This is a genomic window from Bacillus sp. NTK071 (assembly GCF_017303315.1).
GTDB lineage: Bacteria > Bacillota > Bacilli > Bacillales > Guptibacillaceae > Guptibacillus.
Window position 1 is genome coordinate 175,166 of record NZ_JAFKOI010000002.1, and the last position, 22,592, is coordinate 197,757.

At 36.9% G+C, this 22,592-nt stretch carries 23 protein-coding genes; 6 read left to right on the top strand and 17 right to left on the bottom strand.

The window, feature by feature from the left end; all coding sequences use genetic code 11:
• Positions 1-12: 12 nt before the first annotated feature.
• Complete coding sequence (locus JI666_RS05125; RefSeq protein ID WP_206889595.1) at positions 13-978, bottom strand: alpha/beta hydrolase; 966 nt, start codon at positions 976-978, stop codon at positions 13-15.
• 141 nt (positions 979-1,119) lie between these two features.
• On the opposite strand from JI666_RS05125, the gene JI666_RS05130 reads away from it, so the two are divergent.
• Positions 1,120-2,019, top strand: coding sequence for an ArsR/SmtB family transcription factor (locus JI666_RS05130; RefSeq protein WP_206889596.1), 900 nt, complete (start codon positions 1,120-1,122; stop codon positions 2,017-2,019).
• 113 nt (positions 2,020-2,132) lie between these two features.
• Here JI666_RS05130 and JI666_RS05135 read toward each other — a convergent pair whose 3' ends face one another.
• The 5 genes from JI666_RS05135 to JI666_RS05155 all read right to left on the bottom strand — a co-directional run bounded on the left by JI666_RS05135 (position 2,133) and on the right by JI666_RS05155 (position 4,568).
• Positions 2,133-2,504, bottom strand: coding sequence for a VOC family protein (locus JI666_RS05135; protein WP_206889597.1), 372 nt, complete (start codon positions 2,502-2,504; stop codon positions 2,133-2,135).
• A 118-nt stretch (positions 2,505-2,622) separates the two neighbouring features.
• Positions 2,623-3,132 carry a GNAT family N-acetyltransferase gene (locus tag JI666_RS05140; RefSeq protein ID WP_206889598.1) on the bottom strand — a complete coding sequence of 170 codons (510 nt, stop codon included), beginning with the start codon at positions 3,130-3,132 and terminating at the stop codon, positions 2,623-2,625.
• 33 nt (positions 3,133-3,165) lie between these two features.
• Positions 3,166-3,342, bottom strand: coding sequence for a hypothetical protein (locus JI666_RS05145; RefSeq protein WP_206889599.1), 177 nt, complete (start codon positions 3,340-3,342; stop codon positions 3,166-3,168).
• Between the two features lie 168 nt (positions 3,343-3,510).
• Positions 3,511-4,011, bottom strand: coding sequence for a GNAT family N-acetyltransferase (locus JI666_RS05150; RefSeq protein WP_206889600.1), 501 nt, complete (start codon positions 4,009-4,011; stop codon positions 3,511-3,513).
• Between the two features lie 71 nt (positions 4,012-4,082).
• Positions 4,083-4,568 carry a GNAT family N-acetyltransferase gene (locus JI666_RS05155; protein ID WP_206889601.1) on the bottom strand — a complete coding sequence of 162 codons (486 nt, stop codon included), beginning with the start codon at positions 4,566-4,568 and terminating at the stop codon, positions 4,083-4,085.
• A 242-nt stretch (positions 4,569-4,810) separates the two neighbouring features.
• Here JI666_RS05155 and JI666_RS05160 point away from each other — a divergent pair, with 242 nt between their 5' ends.
• On the top strand, positions 4,811-6,976 hold the full coding sequence (locus JI666_RS05160) for a GDYXXLXY domain-containing protein (protein WP_206889603.1): 2,166 nt from the start codon (positions 4,811-4,813) through the stop codon (positions 6,974-6,976).
• A 286-nt stretch (positions 6,977-7,262) separates the two neighbouring features.
• Positions 7,263-8,288 (top strand): low-specificity L-threonine aldolase, encoded by a 1,026-nt coding sequence (ltaE, locus tag JI666_RS05165; protein WP_206889605.1) that lies wholly within the window; start codon positions 7,263-7,265, stop codon positions 8,286-8,288.
• A 120-nt stretch (positions 8,289-8,408) separates the two neighbouring features.
• Here the strand turns inward: ltaE and JI666_RS05170 are convergent, their stop codons facing one another.
• The 4 genes from JI666_RS05170 to JI666_RS05185 all read right to left on the bottom strand — a co-directional run bounded on the left by JI666_RS05170 (position 8,409) and on the right by JI666_RS05185 (position 14,355).
• Positions 8,409-9,407, bottom strand: a complete 999-nt coding sequence (locus JI666_RS05170; protein ID WP_206889607.1) for an LCP family protein — start codon at positions 9,405-9,407, stop codon at positions 8,409-8,411.
• Positions 9,408-9,450: 43 nt separating this feature from the next.
• The gene (locus JI666_RS05175) at positions 9,451-9,993 is read right to left on the bottom strand and encodes a GNAT family N-acetyltransferase (protein WP_206889610.1); all 543 of its coding nucleotides are present in this window, start codon (positions 9,991-9,993) and stop codon (positions 9,451-9,453) included.
• A gap of 546 nt (positions 9,994-10,539) precedes the next feature.
• Positions 10,540-13,707, bottom strand: a complete 3,168-nt coding sequence (locus JI666_RS05180) for a bifunctional cytochrome P450/NADPH--P450 reductase (protein ID WP_206889612.1) — start codon at positions 13,705-13,707, stop codon at positions 10,540-10,542.
• A gap of 75 nt (positions 13,708-13,782) precedes the next feature.
• Entirely contained in the window at positions 13,783-14,355 is a 573-nt protein-coding gene (locus JI666_RS05185) for a TetR/AcrR family transcriptional regulator (protein WP_286170602.1), read from the bottom strand.
• Positions 14,356-14,661: 306 nt separating this feature from the next.
• Between JI666_RS05185 and JI666_RS05190 the strand changes: the two genes are divergently transcribed.
• A complete protein-coding gene (locus JI666_RS05190) occupies positions 14,662-14,952 on the top strand; it encodes a DUF6958 family protein (protein WP_206889615.1) in 291 nt (96 codons plus the stop codon).
• Between the two features lie 456 nt (positions 14,953-15,408).
• Here JI666_RS05190 and JI666_RS05195 read toward each other — a convergent pair whose 3' ends face one another.
• The 7 genes from JI666_RS05195 to JI666_RS05225 all read right to left on the bottom strand — a co-directional run bounded on the left by JI666_RS05195 (position 15,409) and on the right by JI666_RS05225 (position 21,355).
• On the bottom strand, positions 15,409-15,756 hold the full coding sequence (locus JI666_RS05195; protein WP_206889617.1) for a DUF4260 domain-containing protein: 348 nt from the start codon (positions 15,754-15,756) through the stop codon (positions 15,409-15,411).
• 221 nt (positions 15,757-15,977) lie between these two features.
• A complete protein-coding gene (locus tag JI666_RS05200) occupies positions 15,978-16,157 on the bottom strand; it encodes a hypothetical protein (protein WP_206889619.1) in 180 nt (59 codons plus the stop codon).
• A 188-nt stretch (positions 16,158-16,345) separates the two neighbouring features.
• Positions 16,346-17,287 (bottom strand): PDR/VanB family oxidoreductase, encoded by a 942-nt coding sequence (locus JI666_RS05205; RefSeq protein ID WP_206889621.1) that lies wholly within the window; start codon positions 17,285-17,287, stop codon positions 16,346-16,348.
• Between the two features lie 465 nt (positions 17,288-17,752).
• On the bottom strand, positions 17,753-18,706 hold the full coding sequence (locus JI666_RS05210; RefSeq protein ID WP_206889623.1) for a heme-dependent oxidative N-demethylase family protein: 954 nt from the start codon (positions 18,704-18,706) through the stop codon (positions 17,753-17,755).
• A 447-nt stretch (positions 18,707-19,153) separates the two neighbouring features.
• Positions 19,154-19,735 (bottom strand): cell wall hydrolase, encoded by a 582-nt coding sequence (locus JI666_RS05215; protein ID WP_206889625.1) that lies wholly within the window; start codon positions 19,733-19,735, stop codon positions 19,154-19,156.
• A 214-nt stretch (positions 19,736-19,949) separates the two neighbouring features.
• Complete coding sequence (locus tag JI666_RS05220; protein WP_286170603.1) at positions 19,950-20,519, bottom strand: M15 family metallopeptidase; 570 nt, start codon at positions 20,517-20,519, stop codon at positions 19,950-19,952.
• Between the two features lie 125 nt (positions 20,520-20,644).
• Positions 20,645-21,355 carry a nucleotidyltransferase domain-containing protein gene (locus tag JI666_RS05225; protein WP_206889627.1) on the bottom strand — a complete coding sequence of 237 codons (711 nt, stop codon included), beginning with the start codon at positions 21,353-21,355 and terminating at the stop codon, positions 20,645-20,647.
• A 143-nt stretch (positions 21,356-21,498) separates the two neighbouring features.
• On the opposite strand from JI666_RS05225, the gene JI666_RS05230 reads away from it, so the two are divergent.
• Entirely contained in the window at positions 21,499-22,035 is a 537-nt protein-coding gene (locus JI666_RS05230; protein ID WP_206889629.1) for a P-loop NTPase family protein, read from the top strand.
• A 91-nt stretch (positions 22,036-22,126) separates the two neighbouring features.
• Positions 22,127-22,588 carry a hypothetical protein gene (locus JI666_RS05235; RefSeq protein ID WP_206889631.1) on the top strand — a complete coding sequence of 154 codons (462 nt, stop codon included), beginning with the start codon at positions 22,127-22,129 and terminating at the stop codon, positions 22,586-22,588.
• Positions 22,589-22,592 lie beyond the last annotated feature (4 nt).

The window sequence follows — 22,592 nt, forward strand, 5'->3', positions numbered from 1 at the left end:
CTTTTGTTTTTTTTAGTTTGATGCTCTACTATTAGCCATACTTTCCTCAGTCTCTATGTTTGTTACAAAGTTAACAGCTTCCTCCAACACCTCTTGGAAATCATTTGGTAATGTATGTCCCATATCTTTAATTACTATTAATTTGCATGGTATATTATAAGCTTCAAAGAGCGTAACCGCTTTCAGTACATTTTCATAATATGGATCCTTATCACCAGTTATGATGCACCCTCTCGCTTTTCCATTGAGATTTGTCGTTAAGATATTTTCTAGTTCACTAATCTCAAATGCAGGAACAATCGCAATAAATTCATCAAACTCTTCTACATCACTCTTCAAGCTTAACTGAGCTGCGATATTCGCCCCTTGGGAAGCTCCTGCAATAATAATATCCTTACCATTCAAGTTATAGCTCTTTTCAAATTCATTAAACGTAGTTCTGACATCTCTTGAAGCAATGTCTATATCATCCCAAGAATAGCAAGCGTAGCTAAATAGCTGAGAAGATTGAGGTATTCCTAATAAGTAATTAGATATTAGTACTTCTTCCGACCATTGCTTAGAAAAGTCTTCTATATTTGAACCCTTCCAATGTAATGGAAAAATGACAGTATCCGCGAGAGAGTTACCCAAGACCTTCAATTCTGCGTGAGCAGCTTCTTTCCCTTCTTCAAACATAAGCTGACACTTACTTACGATATTCTTGAATTCAGATGAATTTTTTAAAATACCTAACTCAGGATCTGTAGTCAGTATTTCTGGATTCCACCAAAAACCACTTGCGAGAACTTGATTCAATTCAGCAAGCGCTTCTTCGCTTTTGCCCTCAATTGAATATAAATTAGCTTTCCAATGACCCAATCGATCAATCTTATTAGGGTAATTTTTCTTAGCTTCTTCCATTACCATTAAAGCCTCAGTACTTCTATCCTCCTGAACAAGCTCAATAACGTGTTTTTGTAGATCAACAAATTTCATAATAGAATCCTCCCCTTCAGGTTATAGTTCAATATTAATTGAACTTAATTATATATTCAATATAAACAAAACAAATAATTCAATTATTTTTAATTGAAACTATTTATGGTAGAATAGTAAAAAAAATGAGGAGGAAGGCTAATGTCTTATAAATTAGAAATATTGTACTCTCCTGTTTATGAATTGCTTTTAAGCTTTTCTTTATATAAAAGGCAAACCTTTATGAAGTATTTAGAATTAGGTTCTAAATGGCCAGAGGAAGTAGAGACAACCATTACTCCTGAGCTAAAAGAAGCAATAAAGTTAAAAGAAAACCTTTTCTTCGAAGATTTAATGGTACTGTTGATTGAACAGTCACCTGCACAACATGATATTACGTCTTTCTTCGACTGGTTAGCAGCCATGTCAGCAGGTGAGATTTATGAACGTGTTGCTCCATTGCTAGATAATAAGATAACCCTACCAACAGATCTATCCTTACAAAGAAATAGATCTATTACATTATTAAAAGCTTGGAATGAACAATACTTTCAACATACAGACCTTCAATTCCTCGAATTTCTAAAGCAGGATGCTGAAGAAAAAGCAAATTCTATAGAAAAATATTCGGCAAAAGCGATGGTTCAACAAACAAGTCGATTCATCATCGAAACCGAGAAGGTAACAAGTGTTTGTCTCATCCCTGCTTTTCACTTTCAGCCGATGTCATTAGTCGACCAGTTTAAAGATAAGTTGTACATCACATACCCAGTTAATAACAATCAAATTCAATTTGATGGAGTACTCAAAATGACTAAAGCATTAGGCGATGAAAAACGGTTAAAGATCTTACACCTCTTATCTAAAGGTGCATTTACATTTACTGACATTGTTTCGGAAATCGGAATGGCAAAAGGTAATATTCATCATCATTTGTCCATCCTTAGAGGAGTTGGGCTCTTAAACATACACATCTTAGATGAGCCAAATACGTTTTATTATAGTACGAATAAAAGCTTTACCTCTGACTTGAAGAAGCAGATAGAATTGCTTCTTAGTTAACTAGTAAGAAACACTAAAAAGAGATTGGATGGCACAAGCCTCCAATCTCTTTCTTTTTAATCAATGATTCAGTTAGAATCCAGTATTCTTTACTTTAAAATCCTATATCGCTCTTATCTATGTTGATCGACTAGAATTGCATTTCCATCAGGATCCTTAATTGTAAAACTTGCTGGACCTGTATTAGTTTCATCAGCTTCAGATATTATTTCAATTCCTTGTTCTTTAAGCTGGTGTTGAAGATCCCGAATATCCGTAAATGAATCTAGATTTTCAGCGTTTTGGCTCCAACCTGGATTAAATGTGAGAATGTTATTATCAAACATCCCCTGAAAAAGCCCAATTACACAACTATCATTTTTCATAATAAGCCAATTTTGATTAAGATCTCCACCAAAAGCTTCAAATCCTAAGGTCTCATAAAATGATTTTGATTTTACAATGTCCTTTACGCTTAAACTTACAGAAAATGCACCTAGTTTCATATGTCCTCCTTCTTAAATTAAATATTCTGAAAATTTATCCTGGGTTAATTGTACAACATAGCATTGTAAATGACACCCTTATTTCCATACTTATAGGTAAGACTATTAATTGATTAATCTAAATTAGTCGCTTATAATGTACAAACTTTAAACTTTGTCCGTTCATCATCATTTCTTCTTCACTTGTTGCTGTTTTTTTAAATCCATTTTTTTCTAATATTCTTTGTGATGCTATGTTATTAGATGTCGTCTTGGCAAGGATTTGCTTAATCCCTTGATTTCTCATTTCTTCTATAAGTAGCTTTAATGCTTTTTGAGCGATTCCTTTTCCTGCCTGGTCTTTTCCTACTCTATAACCGATGGAACCTAGACTTTGGAATTGATCAATATCCACTATATTGATTCTACCAAGAATCAATCCATCGCTATTTTTAATTAAGAAAAAGCTAGATAGTCCTTGAGTTTGTTCTTGTAGTAAAGAACCTAACTTCTCTATAAAACATTCATAATTATAGAACCCATCACCACGACTTGGTACCATAGCTTCAAAATATTCTCTATTCACGATTTCAAACTCAAATAGATTTCTAGCATCTGCAAGTTGTAATTCTTCAATTGTAATATCCATAGTAACCACCTATAATCGTCAAAATACTTAGAATTATGTTTCCTTAGATTTATGTTCCACCAACTGATCTATAGCTGCTAAAGAAGTTCCTGTATAAAGAAGTGGAAAAGGGTCTATGATCTTAGTACCTTTCTTTGAAAAGATGATATTCTCTGGTGATGTATCCTGGTTTGTCAGAATCAATTTCTCGCGCTCTACTGAATTATTCAACCATTATACTCTAAGAGAAAGTAAGAAAGTGTTATGCCGATTATCAAGCCACCAAGTAAAAAAAGGCATGTTTTCATAACAGATCCTCCATTTAATTACTTTAACTTTGATAATTCAACCACTCTAACGCTATTCCTCAACATGAATGACTTAGCAACCGCTTTATCCTTAAGCATTATTTAGTGTAAATTCATAAAATTTCTTATCTACGTTCATTATTGGAAAATCACTGGGTAAATTCTCTCTTTCTAATTCTATAAATCCATTTTTTTGATAAAATCTATGCGCAGCTTTGAACTGTGGAGTAGTACCTAGATAAATTGCTTGTAATGAATGATCATTAGCCCATTCGATAGCTTTGCTTAATAACATCTTTGCGACTTTGAATTCAGTCCCTCGAAAGCTTTTGTCTACAAACATCTTCCTTAAAGCAACTTGGTTGTTGCCTATGTCTAGTAAGCTAATCGTTCCAATTACTTTATCTTCGAATATTGCTATCCAAAAATTCCCCTTACCAACCTGATAAAACGAAGTGATTTTGAGCAAATCTGGTTGGTCTTCTTTAGTAATTTGAATATTATATTCATCTTGCTGTATATGTATTATGAGTTCAGAAACCTGTTCTTCGTATGCCTCTGAATATTCCTCTATACTAAAATTAGCATTCAATTTCAGCACCTCCTTCAATAATTTTGTCTCTGCTCCTATTATTGTTACAAGTCTACCTAACTTCAAACACTTTAAATACTTTTAACCATTCTCAACATCTTAGTTATATGACCTTCAAGATTATCATCAAATTGTGAAACGATTTTAAACCCTTTTGCATAATAAAAATTTGTTCCTACATTATTCTCTTTTTCAACATTAATAAAAAGTGAATTAGCACCCTTTAGGTTCTTGATGCCTTCTTGGAGCAAGGCAGTCCCAATACCCTTGGCTTGATATTCTGGATATAAGTATATAGCCCCTAGTTCGACTTCTCCTTGTTCTTTAACTGTAGAGAAATTAGCAAAACCAACAATTCCCCTGTCTTTCTCAGCCACATATAAGAACGATACATCCATACGCTTTAACATCATTTCATCACTATAAGCTGTCCTTAAAAAATTACCCTGAATTTCAAGAGGGAGAATCTTCTCATATGTCGTGTTCCAGCTTATTTTAGCGACTTGCTGAACTTCCTTAATATCCGCTTTTTCCATTTTCCGTATTTTGTACTCCATCAATTCATCTCCCTTAAAACGTTATACTTGTAGTTCGGTTAACGGCTCAACTCTTCAATTCCAATTATTTCAAAATGTTAGGAATATCTCAATCTTTTATTTCATAAGTAGGAGACCTATTAGAATTATGTGGGTAAAGTCCGTTTAGGGGTTTGGTATACTTGAGGTATTAACAGTCCAGATGACATATACTCCATGTAACGCGACATTTGTTAAACGACTTTAATTAGAGGAGGGAGTTAATGAATTTAAAGCGGATTCATACAGGATACTTACTAGGTTTATCTTTAATGATCAGTAGTGTAATCTATTTCTTCGCATCTAATTGGCAAGGAATTGAACGCATTGAAAAGATTGGGCTAGCTGTTGGGCTCATGTTGTTGTTCTTCATATTATCTACTATTCTCAGCCGCTTCCAGCATTCACACAAATTTCTAGAAAAATGGCTCTGGATGATAGGAACGATTGCGTTTGGTATTAGTGTGGCAATCATCGGTCAAACTTATAATTCACATGCGGATTCGTATCTTCTATATGTCTTCTGGTTGATACCAGCAATGGTTTTTGGCGTACTAACGAGATACAAACCATTCTATGTACTAGGCTTTTTATTAAGTCAGCTCGCTTTTAATTTCTATGTCTTTCCAACCTCCTATTTTCCTGATTGGAAACCAGTAACTGCATTGTCTCTAGTAATTATCTATCTACTATTCACCCATGCGTGGTTTTTTCTCTCTCGCTCCCCCCTGCTGCAGTCAAAATGGATTACGTTTGGGAGCTTTGTGTTCATTCATATCGTATTTCTCGCCTCAAGTTTTGGCTACTGGGAGTACAGTACGTTCATCGCTTGGCTCTATTTTGGATACAGCTTGATAAGTGTGTTTCTTTGGAAGCGTCGCGAACAAAAGGAACTTTTTATCTTAACAGGTATAGCACTTGGATTATTCCTATTCGGTAAACTATTGGGAGGATTAGCCGATGTATTAGGTGACCTTCTGCCATTTTTCTTATTAGCTGTTGTAGGCTTAATTGTATTCCTCACAATTAAGTATATTTCTAGATTGGAACTAAGTGAAAAGGGTTCAGAAACTTGGAAACGCGTATTTAAATCATCCGTACTTTTTATCGTAACTGTAGTTAGTACCGTGATGTTAATCTCTTCGTTTTCCGGTATCATGTTTCTAATCTTCAATTGGGACAATGTCCTTGCTCTTATGTTCTCTTCTATATTTTTGCTGTTACTACCAGGTATCGCACTAAAAGATAAAATTCCGTTTTTATCAAATATCTTACTCCTGTCCGGGTTGTCAATCCTACTATCAGCAAACCTGATAGACGTTTTCTCTAATTGGTTTAAACTAGAAACAATGGTTGGTATGGCCATCTCTTTTTGTATGATAAATGTCGTACTTAAATTCATAAAGAACGTATGGATTGGTTCATATGCGTATCTACTCGCAAATGGAGTATTGTTCTTATTCCTATTTAAACTTGAAGAGTCATTCATTTCAATTGATCACTATGAACCTTTGCTGCTGATCGTTCTCGTCATCTGTAACGGACTGATCCATATCCTAGTAAATGACGGATGGTTCAATCGAAATGCACTGGCCTATAGTGTAGTGCCTCTATTCATCTTAACGTTCTTCTTTGAAGGACAATGGTTATACTGGCTTCTCAATAGTGTGTTTCTCCTTCTATCCACTTCCCTTGTCTTTTACAAACCCTGGCAGACAAATGCGTTTCGTTACTGGGTAGGACTCATCTTGTGGTATGCGTTCCTGTTCTATAAGTACTACGACATTGCATGGTCACTGGTTCATAAATCAATTACACTGTTGGTGGCTGGTATTGTCGTATTATTAATTACGCGAGTAGTATCAAGAAAGTACGCATCAACTACTGTTGGAAAGCCCACTTTCGTCGCAAAGAAGTGGAAATCTATATGGTTAGTAGTCGTAGTAATGGTTGCGTTCGTTACTTATAATGGCATGAAAAACGAGACTACGATTCAAAACGGAAAAGAAATTCGTCTTGCACTTGTACCTATTGATCCTCGCTCTATGTTACAAGGTGACTATGTGACCCTCCGTTACGATATCTCAACGTTGCCTGAAGCAACAGAACTGCCGGCTAATAAAAAGATAAAAGTTGTACTATCCCCCACTCGTCAAGGGACCTATCATTACGGGGGATATTATAAGATCGAAGGCAATTGGAATAAACCATACGAACCTTCGGATGACGATATCCTAATTAATGGTGTAACGTACGGCGAAGACGATGTTCAATATGGAATAGAGAGTTTCTTCATTGAAGAAAGAACAGGTCAGGTATTCGAGGATAAAACGATAGCAATTATTAAAGTAAGCGAAAAAGGAAATGCATTATTAGTTGAGTTAGAATAACGAGAAAAAAGTTACCTTGTTGTGAGGTAACTTTTTTCATTAATAGACACTAAATTTATCGTTCTTCATAATATCTACCTCCTAAACTGGGATTGTCACCAAATTAAATATATAATTATTAGACTTTTTTAACATGCTCCACTTCCTAAACATACTTGCAAGTAATAACACGCTCCGATGTTGACTTTTCTTATGTCCTAACTTGATTCACAAACAAAATAACTTTATACTTTCTATGCATTAAATTGTCCATTTTTTATTGTAAACGAAATGGGGAGGACGAATCGTGATAGACTTACGCAGTGATACCGTAACAAAACCAAGTGAAAAGATGAGGAAAGCGATGTACGAGGCTGAAGTAGGGGATGATGTTTACGGAGAAGATCCAACGGTAAACAAGCTAGAAGAAATAGCTGCGAATATCCTTGGAAAAGAAGATGCCTTATTTGTAACAAGTGGTACGCAAGGAAATCAAATTGCCGGACTAGTACACTGTCAGCCTGGACAAGAAGTAATCATGGAAGCACAAGCGCACATCTTTCTTTACGAAGCTGCAGCGTTGTCTGCATTCGCTGGAGTACAAATCAAGACCTTAGATGGCGAGAATGGAGCTATGAAACCAGGTGATGTTGAAGCAGCTATCCGAGGCGACGATATTCACCAGCCTGAAACTGGTCTTATATGCATAGAAAACACGCACAATAAAGCAGGTGGAGCGATTATTCCTCTTGATAACATGGAGCAAATCTATCAACTATCAAACAATCATGGCATTCCAGTTCACTTAGATGGAGCAAGACTATTCAATGCTTCTGTTGCTTCTCAAATACCAGTAAAAGAATTTGCAAAGTATGCCGATTCAGTACAATTTTGCCTATCTAAAGGGTTGGGGGCACCTGTTGGTTCAATTATTGCAGGTTCTTCTGAATTTATTTCACAAGCTAGGAAGTGGCGCAAACGATTAGGTGGTGGACTAAGACAAGTTGGAGTGCTAGCTGCACCTGGTATTATAGCCCTCGAAGAAAATGTAATGCTTCTTAAGCAAGATCATGAAAATGCAAAGCAACTTACTGAAGGACTTCAAAATATTGAGGGTATAGTAATTGAAAATACTGTAGAAACAAATATTATTTTATTAGACATTACTAAATCTAATGTAACAACTGAGCATTTTATAAAACATTTAAAAGAATATGATATATTAGCAGGTCAATTCGGTCCGAACATTATTCGATTTGTTACGAACAATAGTATTACGAGGAAGGATATCGACCATGTTTTATTAGCCATTCAAAAGATAGTAAACCATTAACCAATATGACAACTAAACCTAATATTAAAAGGAGCACTTACACTATGTTCAGTAAGCGCTCCTTTTCTTTGAACAAAAACCGAACTCAAGATAAGCCGATTCTAAAAGTCTTATGAAACTTCATGATAGATTAAGAGAGTCTTTTAATTCTCTCTTCAAAATTTCTAACTGATCGAGATCTGGTATAAAGTAAGAAGGACCGCCTCCTTCAGGTGTAGTTCCACTTATTTCCTTCGTTTCAATGGACGTTGAACCCATTGATTTGAATTTCCTCTGAAGGGCTAGTATTTCCCCTGGTTTAAAATTTGTCTCGACATTGTTTTTCAACACATCTGAAATCTTATTAATCTCAAAAATCGTATCTCCTGATTTGACTTCATCGACAGTCGCTTTAATAAACTGTTTCTGACGTTCTTCTCTTGAATAGACCGTATTCACATCACGCTTCCTCATTCGTACAAACGCGAGTGCCTCATCTCCATTCATTTCAGTTACTCCTTCATCGAAATAAATTCGATCATTCGAGTAGTAATTCTTCTCCCAAAATGGATACTTCACATCAACTGTAACTCCGCCTACTGCGTCTACAATATCGTGGAATCCATCAAAATCAACTGCAACATATCTATCAATCGGAATATTTAATAGATCTTCCACTGTTTCTACAGCTAATTTATTGGCTCCGTACTGACTAAGATATCCGTACGTATAAGCTGAATTAATTTTATGACTGCCAGCATATTCAGCGCTAACTTTATCTTCAGATATCTCCACTTTCGTATCTCTTGGTATACTGGTCATAGTGACATTTTTTGATTTAGGATCAAGGGTTAGTACGATTTGAGTATCTGCTCTTCCACCTTTCCCATCTGAAGAATAATTCTCGATTCCTAGAAGTAAAATCGAAATTGGATCCTTTCCTATGTCGACTCTTGCATCTCGCAAATCTGACATCTCATTCTCTCGGTCGAGTTCATTAAAAGATTGCTTCGCTGTGTCATATATCTGGAAGAATAAATAGCCAGCAACACTAATTATCATTAATAGAAACACAGATAGACCGATGCGTACTTTCCTTTTTAGCTTTCTTCTTCGTCTGTTTTTGAATCGATTACTCATAACTTTCTCCTTTTATCATTCGTTGTCTATATAGCCTAAACTATTACAATTGTTTACATAGCTCGATGTCAGCGAAAGTAGAATCAGAGTGTACTCTGTCCCCAAAAAAACCCTTTATCGTAGTTAGACCTAGTTGTGTCCAAAATCGAATAGCTGGCCAGTTTTTCACTGATACATTCGCACGAACTGCATCATATTTGGTCTGAATCAAAATACCTAACAACCCATTAACAAGCTCTGTTCCAAGCCCCTGTGATTGATACTTTTTGTCAATGTATAGATAATTAATGTAAAATGTTTCAGGATTCGGGTGTCCGTGGTAGGTGTTAAGTATACCAACAATCGGTTCAGTATCTTTTATCCGTATTACTTGAATCCTAAATTGTTCTACTATCCCATTGGGAGGTAAGTCACCTGAAGTAATACAACGTTGAATATACTTGTTATCAAAATCGCTTCCGTCCCATTGTTGAATATAACTACCCTGTTCATATAACTTCTGGACAATATGAATTTCGTTATCTTTAAGATCATTTATAACGAGCCTCTTAGTATTCCACATCTCAGGAAAAATTTTAATTAGCATTCTTTTATGACACCTCATCATCATTAATAATGATATTCGTTATCACTATTTATTTTGTAGGCATGTGAAAAATAATAACGTTATCATTTACTTCATCCATTTACTTATAGATTTCTCCTAGAACTGCACTTCCCTTTAACTGAAATCTCTTTCAAGTTCAACAAACTCTGTTTATTTTGAGACATGACCCATACCACCTCATCTCCCCATTCAATTGTTTATCAACGGAATTATATCGATCTTAATGTTTATCAAAGCTAGTTGAAGAAATTCAGTTCGCAAACTACGATTAAAACACTCTCTTCAGCTCTATGTCACACCTCTTCAATACCAATACCAATTATTTCAAAAACAAGGGATTAACTCAATCTTTTATTTTCACAATGAACCTATTTAATAAAGGTAAGCTTCCATCCAATTTAACACTTTTTTAACTATACCAAACTACAACAATTGAAATTATTTTCTTTTCCGTAATTATATTGATTATTAGACGTCTTTGTATGAAAAAACAGCGAACCCAATTGGGTTCGCTGTCGTTCCTTATTATACTCCAGCCCACACATCCTTCGCATATCGGCCTTCACGTTCTAATTCTTCTAACCATTGAATTGCTTCTTTTTCAGTTGTGTTAAAGAATGAAGCGAAACTCGAGATAAGCGTTTGCTCAACTTCTGGTGCCATTTTACTTCCGTCACCACAAATGTATAAGTGTCCACTTTCTTTTAAGAGCGGTAGGATCTCAGTAGCATTTTCAGATAGTCGATCCTGAACATACGTTTTTGGTTGATCTGAACAACGAGAAAAAGCAGTATGAAGCGTGACAAGGCCGTCTTTTTCTGCCTGCTCTAATTCTTTTTGATACAAAAAGTCATGTTCAGGATTCCGACAGCCGAAGTAGAGATGAGCTTCACCTAGGGAATTGCCCTGTTTCTTTAATTCACGACGGTTCTGAATGAAGCCTCTAAATGGTGCCACGCCTGTGCCTGGACCGATTAAAACAATCGGTGTTTCCGTATTCTTTGGTAGCTGGAAGTTCGACTGAGGTGTATTGATAAAGCACGCTATTTTGTCTCCAAATTCACAATTTGCCAGATAGTTTGATGCGACGCCTTTGTACTCGCCATTACCGTTCCAGGCTTTGTCACGCACAACACTCACGGTTATGCTTGCTTCACGTTCTCTATACAACGGAGAGCTTGAAATAGAATAGTAACGAGCTTTCAACGGTGGAAGCAGAGCGATGAATCGTTCAAATGGTATCTCACACGCCATGTACTGTTCAACTAGCTCAAGCATCGTTACCCTTTTTTCAAGAACTTCACTTTTATACGTATTGTCTTCAAGCAATTGTTCGAGCTCAGTGACATGCGGTGGGCATACGGTATATGCAGCGAGCATACGAATTTGTGAACGGGTAGCTGGTTCTTGAAGCTCTACATAAGAAGAAAGCAATTCCTGTAGCTTCACGGGTTTGTCTGTTGGAAGATGAGCGGCTTTACCAGATTCTCCAGTCAATAGTACGTGGTCCTGTCCATTTAAAGAAAAGCGTTCTAGGACTCGATTCACCATCTCATCACTATTTTGCGGAAGGATACCGACATGATCACCTTCCTTATACGAAACGCCATCAGGAAGCATGAGCTCGATGTGACGAGTACTTCTTCCGCTTTCTGTATGCTGTAGTTCCATGTTTCGATTAATAATCGCTGTGAATGCATGATGAGATCTTGCTAAAGGCGTATCACTCACACCACTAACGAAACTCATTGAGATCAGGCTGTTTTCTTCGTTGTTTCCACTTAATTCGATATTCATTGCATCTGCTAGTGACTCCCATAAAGTTGCTTCCCATGTCTCATAATCGCCTTCAAAATCATCACTTGCATCCCCAAATCCGGTATGTGCAATTCGCTTTGCGCCATTCTTCATCAGCTGTTCATCAATTATAGTAGGAATGCGCTGATAAGTATTCGCCCAATTCCGGTCACCACAACCAAATACTGCATATTGCACACCGTTCACGGCTCCTTCTTCAACCTGAGTAAGCCATTCCACAAATTTATCTGCGTTATCTGGTGCATTCCCATTGTAAGACGCTGATACGACTAAGACAGCTCCACTTTGTGGAAGAGCATCCACATAATCATTCAATGGGGCAACTTCTGTACTGAAGCCCTTTCGGCGGCCTGTCTCAGCAAGGTCTCGTGCAATTCCTTCTGCAGTTCCTAGATTTGAACCATATAAGACAAGAAGAGGCGTACCATGGGCATTTTCTACAGCTACAGGGGTTGCTTTCTTATCTTTATCCACAGATTCAGAAGTTCCAACCGCTAAAGAAATGGATTCTTTTCTTTGCTTCACTTTCATTTTAAGACCTTCAGGTTTCAGCGTTAATGTTTCTTTAACATCTAGTTGATAATTCGCATGATCGATAAGATCGAAGTGCTGGATAATCATTCCTAGCACAAGAGTCGCTTCATGAAGAGAAAATTGTTGTCCAATGCATGCACGCTGACCATTTCCGAATGGCTTATAAGCATGGACTGGAATAGAAGAAGGGTCTTCAAAGCGTTCAGGCACGAAACGCTCCACATCTTCACCCCAAATAGAGGTATCACGATGCAGTTCAGGAAGTAAGAGCGTGAACTCATCGCCTTTTTCTACTTCATACTCTCCATTCAATGTTGTATCTTCTTTCGCATATAGAGAAAATGCTGGAGCCGTTGGCCATAAACGAAGGGTTTCATTTAGGATCATCCGTACATATTTCAGCTGTTTTACTTGTTTATAATCAGGAATCGCATCTCCTACAACACGATCGACTTCTTCCTGTGCTTTGCTGAGTTTATTAGGGTTATTCATTAAAAAGTAAAGTGCAAATGAAAGCAATCCGCTTGTAGTTTCATGCCCGGCAATAAGGAATGTGATAATTTGGAAACGAATATTTTCATCATCCAGGGGCTCACCGGTTTCAGGATCTTTTCCTTTTAACATATGAGCTAAAAGGTCATCTTCACCCTGATCACCTTTTTGCTTACGGTCGAGAATTAAGCTATCAACAAGTGAAAACATATAGTCAATATCTTCTCTAAATTGTTTCTTGGAGCGCACCATCAGCTTGTCTTGAACCCCTAGACGCTGTGATTGATTCATGGCTTCATCTAGAGCGCGGACCATTGCGTCGACAAATTCGTGGTTGTTCTCCCTGTAAAAACTATTAAAGCGAAAATCAAATCCACAAAGGCCAATCGTATCAAGAGTTAAACGCGTCATATCTTCGGGTACATCAATTTCTTCATCAGAATTGAGTCGAGCCCATTTTTGAATAAGCTGTGTAGCAATGTCAACCATCTTAGAATGATAACCTTTCATTGCTTGCTGACTAAAACTTGGCAATAGAATATTGTGAGCTTTTTTCCAGTTCGGCTCTTCGGTTTCACTCGTAAATAAGCCATCTCCACCAAAAGCGCGGACTTTCTGAAGTACTGGACCTACTTTTTTATCGAAGCGTTTTTCATCAGTAATTTCCGCAACAAGGGCTGCACTTGAAACGAACGTGCTGGTTCGACCGGGAAATTGAAACTGATAAATTGGTCCAAATTCTTTAGCTAGTTCCATAAAAGATTGAATTGGTTTTTCTTTATCAATAAGAGGAAGGCTTCCTAATGGGCCGTATGTCTTCGGCTGTGGAATCGATTTCTTAGTTGTCATATATCAATCACCTCATCTATAAATTGGCACGGAATGAACATTCATTCATTTCGCACTAGGGAGTGCACTTGCTCTTCACGAATGACGTCTCACGGAGTCCCATAAGCTTTCTTCTATACCTAATAGAATCTCCTGGTCTGGATTAAGCCCTCCTGCTCTTACAAGATCCTGAATTTCTAGAAATGCGCCATAGACAATAGCTATTAAAGCTTCAGAGGGCAGGTTTCGAATAACAAATTGCTGTTTTCCAGTATCAAAAAAGGTTTTGAAAAGATTTAGGAGCTGAGTAAAATCAGCCTGGCTTTGATCATTAAGAAAGTGGCCAGCACTATGCTTTTTAATAAAATACATCGCATGTTCATTCTTGTTCGTAAACAAGATCATGCTTTTAAAAATATGGTGAAACTGTTTACGGATGGATTGGTTAAAAGGAAATTCATCCTCAATCGTTTTTGTAAATGTACTTATACAATTCTGAAAGAGGGTGTTAACGAGAACCTCTTTATTCTCAAAATATCGATATATCGTGCCAGCACCTACATTCGCTGCAGTAGCTATCATTGGAACAGTCGTTGCATCAAATCCACGCTCAGCAAATAAAGCAAGAGCACTGTTCATAACATTATCTTTCTTGTTCGAGGTCCTCAAACACATCCTCCTTTCATTCATGTATTTCGGAATGAATATTCATTCCTTTTCATTGTAACCACCATGGAAATGATTAACAATGAAGCAGAAGTCCTAGAAACAGTGAAGAAATTGTAAACTTAAGAATCCATTTATTAACTGTCTTTTTTATAAAAATCTTTAAATATATAGTGGATTACTCTAATATTACCTCTGAGCATAGCTAAGAGATACTATCAAAACTAACAGTGTAGTAAAGCAATATAAGGTTAAATATAGTATTATAAAGTTGGTAAACATCACCAAATAACAAAGGAGATATATCCAATGGAAGATCGAATACAGTTATTGCATCCAAATGAAAAGGAAATGCCTTCTATAAATAAAGAAAAGTATAATTTAGTGAAAAAAACAATACTAGATATAATTAAAGAAAACAACATTATTACCTTTAAAAACCTTTCTAAAGAAAGTTCTCATCGTTTAAATGGAATACTAGATGGGTCCCCTAGCTGGTATGTAACTAGTGTCAAACTCGATCTTGAAGCACGAGGTATCATAGAACGATTAGCTAAAACTAGCCCTCAAAAAATTCAGTTAGTTAAGAGTGAGGAATGAAGTGTTTGCGTCATAAGTAAAGGCTCTTTTCTTAGATATTGTTGCTATAAGCGTGGGTTAATTTCCGCTTCAGTGGAGTCTCACCTTTCCCGCTAGTCCCGCAGGAGTCGAGCATCCTTCCGCTCCAATTAGCGAAGTGTGGCTTTTTATATAAGAAATTCTTTCAATAGCAACAATCTTTTCTAAGACTTGTGTACTTTTAGATACTAATACTGCATACACAAATCCAACTATTTGTTACAATTATAGCTCCCGTAAATGAAGATCCTACATTTATCATGCGATCGCTGCTCCGGCTTTAATGAATGCTAGTATTCATTAAGTTGTTCGTTTTTTTGGAATCCTTATAATCAACCTAGTAGGGACGAATTACGAAGAATAAGAGCAGTTCTATACCAGTTTTCCTAAATATCTTATTTGACAACTCACAAATACATCTTAGAATGGGTATCGAGTCTAGGCTTTTTGCAAGTGGGTATCTTTAAAATTATTTGGATACTTCAAACCGTAACCAATTGTCCTATCCATTCCAATGTGTGCAATCCATATGAGGCTTAATATCATCATCAAATCTTGCTTTAAAATAAGACTAAGAATGACGAGTAATAATGGGATGATATACGTATGCCCAATATTATAAATAATTGAACCTGTTGCGTTGTTAAATATGTAACCCAACATAGAAATATCTGGAACAAGTAAACAAAGGAAGAATAGCCACCAACTCGCGTCTAGGTGAGCATAAAAATACACAGAAACAAGTAATACAATTAGTCCTTCAATATGTAATATTGATTTACTCATTAAAATCCCCCTATTCCTTTTTCTACTAAATTTACGTAGTGTAACAGATTAGGTTTCACTAATTTCCAATTTCTTTAAGTTACTCTAAGTTTTATGCTAAGCTACCCAATAATGAAAGAAGTGCAGATGGATTACTATCAATGGGGTGGCTACTATACCGAGCCTTAACCTCACCTCAAATTTGGAGTACGACCGTTCCTTTGTACTCCAAAATAAAGCGTTTACTTTTCTTCTATTTCACTGCTGTACTGACGATACTCCAACTTCTTCATTTCCAACTCAACCTTTTTCGCTTCAAGATCTAGCTCTTTCATTTTTATATCTCTTTCTGTTTTCTTTACATAGCCATAATAGATGAGCGAGAAACCAATCACGATCGTAAGATAAAAAAATAATCCCAACTTTTCATCCCCCTGATAATAAATATAATTGAAACATCTATACAATGATAAATTTGCCAATACCGAAGCTGCAAACCCTTCTTCTACAAGGGCCATTTTAAAAGTAAAGATTCACATGCAGTTGAAACCCACATTTCCGATTCTTCCAGTATGGAAATAATTACTCCAAAAGCACCTATTAAACCGCCTCACTCCACCGCTATAGAAATATGATTTATTCCTCTTGAAACGCATGCAAGCATTTTATCCTGTTTTTCATTATCTGTTAAACAAGTGTCGTTATGTAGTACTACTCCATTACATACCTTTACTTCGCAGGAACCGCAAATCCCTATACGACAAGCAAATGATAATGGTATATCAGCTTTGTGAAGAGCGTCTAATAAGCTTTGATCTTTATCAACTTGGATGGATTGCTTAGTGTTAACTGTCACCATGAATGGCTGAGGTTTTTCTTTGGCCGTTGCTGGTTTAAATCGTTCTTCATGAATATATTTTTTGGGATAACCGAGTTCTATGCAATGATCTACTATGAAATTCATAAAAGATGGAGGTCCACATATATAAATATGAGTTCCTACTTTCAAGGATTTTAGAGCTCCTTTTAACTTCTTATTTTTGCTATCCCTCGACATGAAATAATAGATGATTTGATTCGGATACATGTCATTCATCTCGTTATAAAATGGGCAATCGTCCTCGCTTGATGCAACGTAGTGAAGTTCAAAGGACTCTCCTAAACTTGTTAAGTATGCCATCATTGACCAAAAAGGCGTAATGCCTATTCCCGCTGCAAAGAAGACGTGGTGTTTTGCCTCTAGTCTTAACGGAAAATAGTTATGTGGAGGTGATACCTTTACTAGATCTCCTTCTTGGATATTCTCATGCAGGTAAGAAGAGGCGCCTTCTTGTTGACCGCTCTTCTTAACTGCAATCACATATTCATTCTTCATATCTAAAGGATTATTGATCAGGGAGTATTGCCGAGTACCCATAGGAAGGTGGAGGCTGATATGCGATCCTGCTCCAAAAGAAGGAAGTCCAGTTCTTTCCGATATAAATGTAAACCTTTTTATATCAGATGTTAGCTTATCTACTTTTTGAACTTTTACTTCATAAAAGCGATTCATTATATCTCATCCTTTAAAGATGTTTATTTTCTCGGTAGACTATGGGATATGCAAGATAAGCCTTATGGTAGGTTGAGTAATGAGTAGATGGTTTTACCATTATATTACAGTTTTCACATTCGAAAATCTCACAACTACTGAGTACATTGATGAGGTGGCATTGGGAACAAAATACTCGTGTATTACCTTCACAGCTTTTGTTTATCCAAATATCATTCTTGGAGAAGCCCACGGAAAGTGCTAGATATTCGATAGCCTGTGCCCTGTCTTCTTCGAGATATATGCCAATAACACTTCCTAACGGTTGTCGAGCCAGTAGTTGCTCAGCTTTATTTAGAGTGGTTGGCATAATAACAACTTCACATTTATATCCTTCCTCCGTTAATTTACGAACTTTATCATTCGCTTGAAAGAGATATCGTTGATTCGTCAAGATGACTACCCGTCGGTTAATTTTAAATTCGGTCATAAAGAAAGACCTTTTTCAATCAAAGTTTTCTCTAGAAAATGCATGAGTTCGTTTCTATATAGCGCTATCCCTTTGTACTCCGCTATATCGTCAGGAAGGAATTGCATAGTAGTGTAGAACCTTTTCAGCCAAAGGTCATTCTGAATCAAGTCATTAAGCGATAATAAGTAGGTATGAATTGAAAAAAGGATATCGTTCGTCATCGGCAACCTTACTAATCGCTGAACTTCGACTCGTAAATGCACCAACTCTCCAACATTCTCATCCGTAACTTCGAGTCGGAACTTTCCCCAATTTGCATACGTTTCAAGCGGCGTATCAAGCTTATTTGAAATGGTCATCGACCAATTCATTCTTTCCCAAGCTTCGTTCAGACGTATTCTTGAAATAAATCTCTCTACTTTACCAATAAAGTCGTTTTGATTAATACCTGGGACAGGGGTGTGAATGGATTTAAATTCCATACCTAATACAAACGTCAACGACCAATTAGAAGGGAAGCATAATTGACCCGCTTCTAGAAATAGTCCATCATGCCGGTCACCCATGATGATAAGATCCTCTTGAACATGACGTCCTATGATATCTAGAGGTAGGAGTTCTATAGAAGAAGAATCACGATATACGAACCTTTCTTCTTCCCCTAGTAAATGGTTTTGGAAACTATATTCCTTTCCACGCTGTTCCAGAGAAAAATGTTCAGGTTCATTCTTCGCTAATTCGGTAAAAATGAGCCTCATAGCTTCCCACTGTGATTCTAGGGAAATTGGTAACGAGCGAAAGCACCTTTTATGGTTTGCTTGTAAAAGCTCTCTCTTTAATTGAATTTCTTCTACATAACGATCTGTCATCGTGACGGAGCGAGTCGGTTCTATAAGCGAAGAATTATTCGAATAGACATAACGTTCTTCTGTAAATGGAAATGGGAATTGCTCTACTTTAACTGACATTTAAATCACCTGCCATGGTTGATTTAATTCATTCTCATTCTAACCTCAACATTTCATTCGTCTTTATCCCTTCCTTGGTTATCGTTGATGGAGGGAATAGTAGGAACTTAACTTCTCTATCAAAAAGAATATTTACTAACTCTAGTCCGATATCGTGATGAATCTTATTCTCATTAAAATCTAAATAATCAATATTACTCCTATAAATAATAGAATTATTAGAGGCGACGTATCGAATTGGGAACGAGCGAAAAACAGCACAGTACCCACCATGAGCTAAGATTTTTCCTAGCGTTTCATTTTCTTAGATGGTCCATCCAAATCTATTCACAAACCAGCATTTATATTAGAAATTATTTCAAATTTCTCACAATATTGCAACGACGTACCCTTTTTTTAATAATTCAAAAAGGCAAACACCCTGTACAGAGTGTTTGCCTTTGACATTTATCTTAAGAACACATGATTTCCAATTTCAGTTGTTACTTCTTTATTGCTAAGATAGCTGCTTTGTGCCTTATCTGGATTATAGAAATAAAGTGATTCTCTGTCATAGCCTTGATAGGCAAGTGCTTCTTGAACTGCTTTCACAGATTCTGAGCTAGCTGGTTGTTTAATCGTCCCATTTAGAACCGGTGAGAATTGAATTCCATCATGAATAACACCATGTAAAGAATCAGGGAAACGGTCGCTTTCTACTCGGTTTAGAACAACAGTCGCTACAGCAACTTTACCTGCATAGCTTTCTCCTTTTGCTTCAGCTTCAACGAGTCGACTAAGAAGGTCTTTCTCATATTCACTCGGCACAACGGGAAGCTGTAATTCTTCGCCAGGGGTAATTTCAGCATTGTTTTTATTATTCATAGCTTGTACTTGCTTTGCCGGTACACCATATTTCATTGCAATTTTATATATTGATTCGTCCTTTTGAACGGTATGCGTTTGATCCTCGGCAGAGCTTTGTGTTGGTAGTGAAAATGATAGAACGCAAAAAGCTGCGATGCCTAACATCGAAATTTTCTTAAACACTAATCATCTACCTCCTTAAAATTTGTCCTATTTCAAAGTAACATAGGAGGTAAATAGCTTTCACTATTAATTCTTTCCAGTATTACCATAACTTTTGATTCATAAAAAAAGACCGCCCGATTAATCGGACGGTTAAAAGGGGGAAAATTATGTTAGTTTAAATTTACCCCCGTAAATAAATAGATAAACCTCTTTTTCTATTATTTTTATATTTTTATTTTGCAGCGTACTCGCCTGTTTCAGGTCTTTCCCCGTACTTCAATTCTCGTATGGATAAACCAAAATTCATTTGGAGATGAGGATAATCTTTAAAGCTTGTCCAATCTCCGCCCCATTGAAATCCCAATTCTTTCGCAATTGATACCACTTCCATCCAATCAGCTTTTCCATTAGCATTATCATCACGTTTCATGTCCCAGACGACATCGCCATCATCTAATTTCAGCGCAAAATCAATAGCTAACCCATAGTTATGATAAGATTCTCCACCTGCTACGTTTGTCACTACCTGACCTTCTTTTGAACGTCCACGTTCATAGAGTTCATTTTGCTCCTGTTCGGTCCGATGGCCATCGGTTATGACAACTTCAATTCCTTTCTGAGCAGATCTAGTAATCAACGTATCTTTTGATTCTCTGACTGTTGAATGGAGACTGCTTGGTGGTGGAACCTCTTCTCTCTCGAACAAACCTGATGATGGAATGTAGTCGTTTGCTATCGTTAGTACAACGACACCACTGCCTATTAGTAGAAGGATGGTTAGCATACTCTTTATGATTCTCAACACGCTCCCTCCCTCGGCACTAATTCTGATATTAAACTGAGGATAACATACCAATGAAATATCAAATAGCATGACAGCTTGTACGTGAAACTATTGAACTATTGATTTTATTTTCTTACTCTAACTTACTTCTTTCCAAGTGAAAATCCATCGAATAGGCGGCCACCAAAAGGAGCGAGCACTTGATCAACAAGCAAGATCACAGCTTCCTTTTCTCTCATAATATAATAGTGGTCAAAAGCTTTAACGAACTCCTCTGCAAAATTGGAGTCATACTGTTTAAGTGCACGGACAATCCATTTAGACGATCCAATCCACTGATTGTTTGTTCTGAGGAAAAACTCATGAAGCTGCTCAGCTAGTGTAGCTGCACAAAATAATTCCTCTCCCCTATTTGTAGCACCGATGAAATCATCCAGAACGTCTGTAAGAAAATAACGCTTCATTACGATCGTTTCTTCTCCCCACTTTTCTGGGCCTTTTTGCAGAAGAGACGTTGCTTCCTCTTGTAACCGAATGGCGCTCTCATTGTCCTGAAGAATGATACCTTCTGAAACCATCCTAGGCAATGATGGCCTCGCTCGTTTGCAGTCCTCTTCGTAAAAAAATTGGTAGCTTTGTAGATTATGTACATACCACTCCACCGGCCACCCTTTATGGAAGAAGCTCTCACGGTACGAAGCTGAAACAGATAAATCAAACACAACAATATCAAGATCTGACGTTTTGGTTGCCTCAGCCCTTACAACGCTTCCTGCAAGAAATGCTGCTTCGCAACTAGGAAATGTGGACAATACAAGCTTTTTAGCTGTCTGAACAACTTCTTGTAAATCCATCTCTCTAACCTACCTTTTAATTCAAATTAACTTCTCTTTATTCTACCTTAATAAGAAAGTTGCATCTATTCCAATTTTGATGGAACACACTACCTAATCTTTCTGGTAAACTTTTGAAGGATACTAGTTAAGAGGGGGTTCTTATGAAACGTATTATAGTAATGGGTATTTCGGCTGGCGCAGGCAAATCCACTTTTGCGAGGAAGCTTGGGGATCTCCTTCAAATTGACGTGCATCATCTTGATGCGCTTTTCTGGAAACCTGGATGGAAGGAAGCAACTATAGAGGAGTTTCGTTCTTCTCAGGAGGAAATCGTTACTTCTCCAAGCTGGATTATTGAAGGGAATTATAGCAATACATATGATATACGTGCTACGCATGCTGACACGATTATTTATTTAGAGGTGCCACGACTTGTTTGTCTTTATCGCGTTCTCAAACGTTGGGTAACTCATCTTGGTCAAACAAGACCTGACATGGGTGAAGGATGCAAAGAAAAAATGGAATTATCCTTTCTTAAATTCATCTGGACAACTTACTACCCACGAAAAGAAAAAATGTATAAGAGATTCGAGCAATTTAAACAGATGGGACAAAACAAAACAGTAATCAAACTAAAAAACAAAGCGCAAATTCATGATTTTCTTCATGAACTGCAGAGAAAGCATACAATTTTGTAAGAACCCGTGATAAGATAAGGTGCGGCACGTTTGAATAGGGGTGTACCTGTTTAAACTGTACAGAAAGACTATTTAAGCACATGGAGGCATTATGCTAACTTTTGAAGAAAAATTAGAAATCATTGAATCATCGTTCCCTGAACTTACTCGAAAAGATGTTTCGCTTGGTCGTGTTAACTTCCATTACGAAGAAGCAGTTATAGATAAGAAAAACGTTGTGTATCACCTTCACCCAAATGGCAACGGCTATGTGTTTGGTGATCTGATTGAAGGGTATCCATTGGATGAGAGAGGCATGGTCAATATCCGTGATTTCTCAAGCAATGAGCTTCGTAAAATTATTGGTGAGTCCATTCACTCTCTTTCAGTACTTCCAGGATCAGATATTGAATCAGAATTCTGGATGAATGATGAAGATCAAACGCTTGAACTGATGTATGAGCCTGAGCTAGAGCTCTGGAATGTATACGCTGGAGATATACTTGACGGCACATTCCCATCCAAAAATGAAGCTGTTCAATACCTCGATGAAGAAGGATTTACGCGACAATAAGAAA

Excerpts from the sequence above, each read along its gene's own strand:
- JI666_RS05235 (WP_206889631.1), top strand. The coding sequence starts at position 22,127 with ATGCTAACTTTTGAAGAAAAATTAGAAATCATTGAATCATCGTTCCCT.
- JI666_RS05155 (WP_206889601.1), bottom strand. The coding sequence starts at position 4,568 with ATGGAGTACAAAATACGGAAAATGGAAAAAGCGGATATTAAGGAAGTT.
- JI666_RS05135 (WP_206889597.1), bottom strand. The coding sequence starts at position 2,504 with ATGAAACTAGGTGCATTTTCTGTAAGTTTAAGCGTAAAGGACATTGTA.
- JI666_RS05195 (WP_206889617.1), bottom strand. The coding sequence starts at position 15,756 with ATGAGTAAATCAATATTACATATTGAAGGACTAATTGTATTACTTGTT.
- JI666_RS05210 (WP_206889623.1), bottom strand. The coding sequence starts at position 18,706 with ATGTCAGTTAAAGTAGAGCAATTCCCATTTCCATTTACAGAAGAACGT.
- JI666_RS05130 (WP_206889596.1), top strand. The coding sequence starts at position 1,120 with ATGTCTTATAAATTAGAAATATTGTACTCTCCTGTTTATGAATTGCTT.
- JI666_RS05170 (WP_206889607.1), bottom strand. The coding sequence starts at position 9,407 with ATGAGTAATCGATTCAAAAACAGACGAAGAAGAAAGCTAAAAAGGAAA.
- JI666_RS05175 (WP_206889610.1), bottom strand. The coding sequence starts at position 9,993 with ATGCTAATTAAAATTTTTCCTGAGATGTGGAATACTAAGAGGCTCGTT.
- JI666_RS05190 (WP_206889615.1), top strand. The coding sequence starts at position 14,662 with ATGGAAGATCGAATACAGTTATTGCATCCAAATGAAAAGGAAATGCCT.
- JI666_RS05160 (WP_206889603.1), top strand. The coding sequence starts at position 4,811 with ATGAATTTAAAGCGGATTCATACAGGATACTTACTAGGTTTATCTTTA.
- JI666_RS05205 (WP_206889621.1), bottom strand. The coding sequence starts at position 17,287 with ATGAATCGCTTTTATGAAGTAAAAGTTCAAAAAGTAGATAAGCTAACA.
- JI666_RS05180 (WP_206889612.1), bottom strand. The coding sequence starts at position 13,707 with ATGACAACTAAGAAATCGATTCCACAGCCGAAGACATACGGCCCATTA.
- JI666_RS05125 (WP_206889595.1), bottom strand. The coding sequence starts at position 978 with ATGAAATTTGTTGATCTACAAAAACACGTTATTGAGCTTGTTCAGGAG.
- JI666_RS05140 (WP_206889598.1), bottom strand. The coding sequence starts at position 3,132 with ATGGATATTACAATTGAAGAATTACAACTTGCAGATGCTAGAAATCTA.
- JI666_RS05225 (WP_206889627.1), bottom strand. The coding sequence starts at position 21,355 with ATGGATTTACAAGAAGTTGTTCAGACAGCTAAAAAGCTTGTATTGTCC.
- JI666_RS05230 (WP_206889629.1), top strand. The coding sequence starts at position 21,499 with ATGAAACGTATTATAGTAATGGGTATTTCGGCTGGCGCAGGCAAATCC.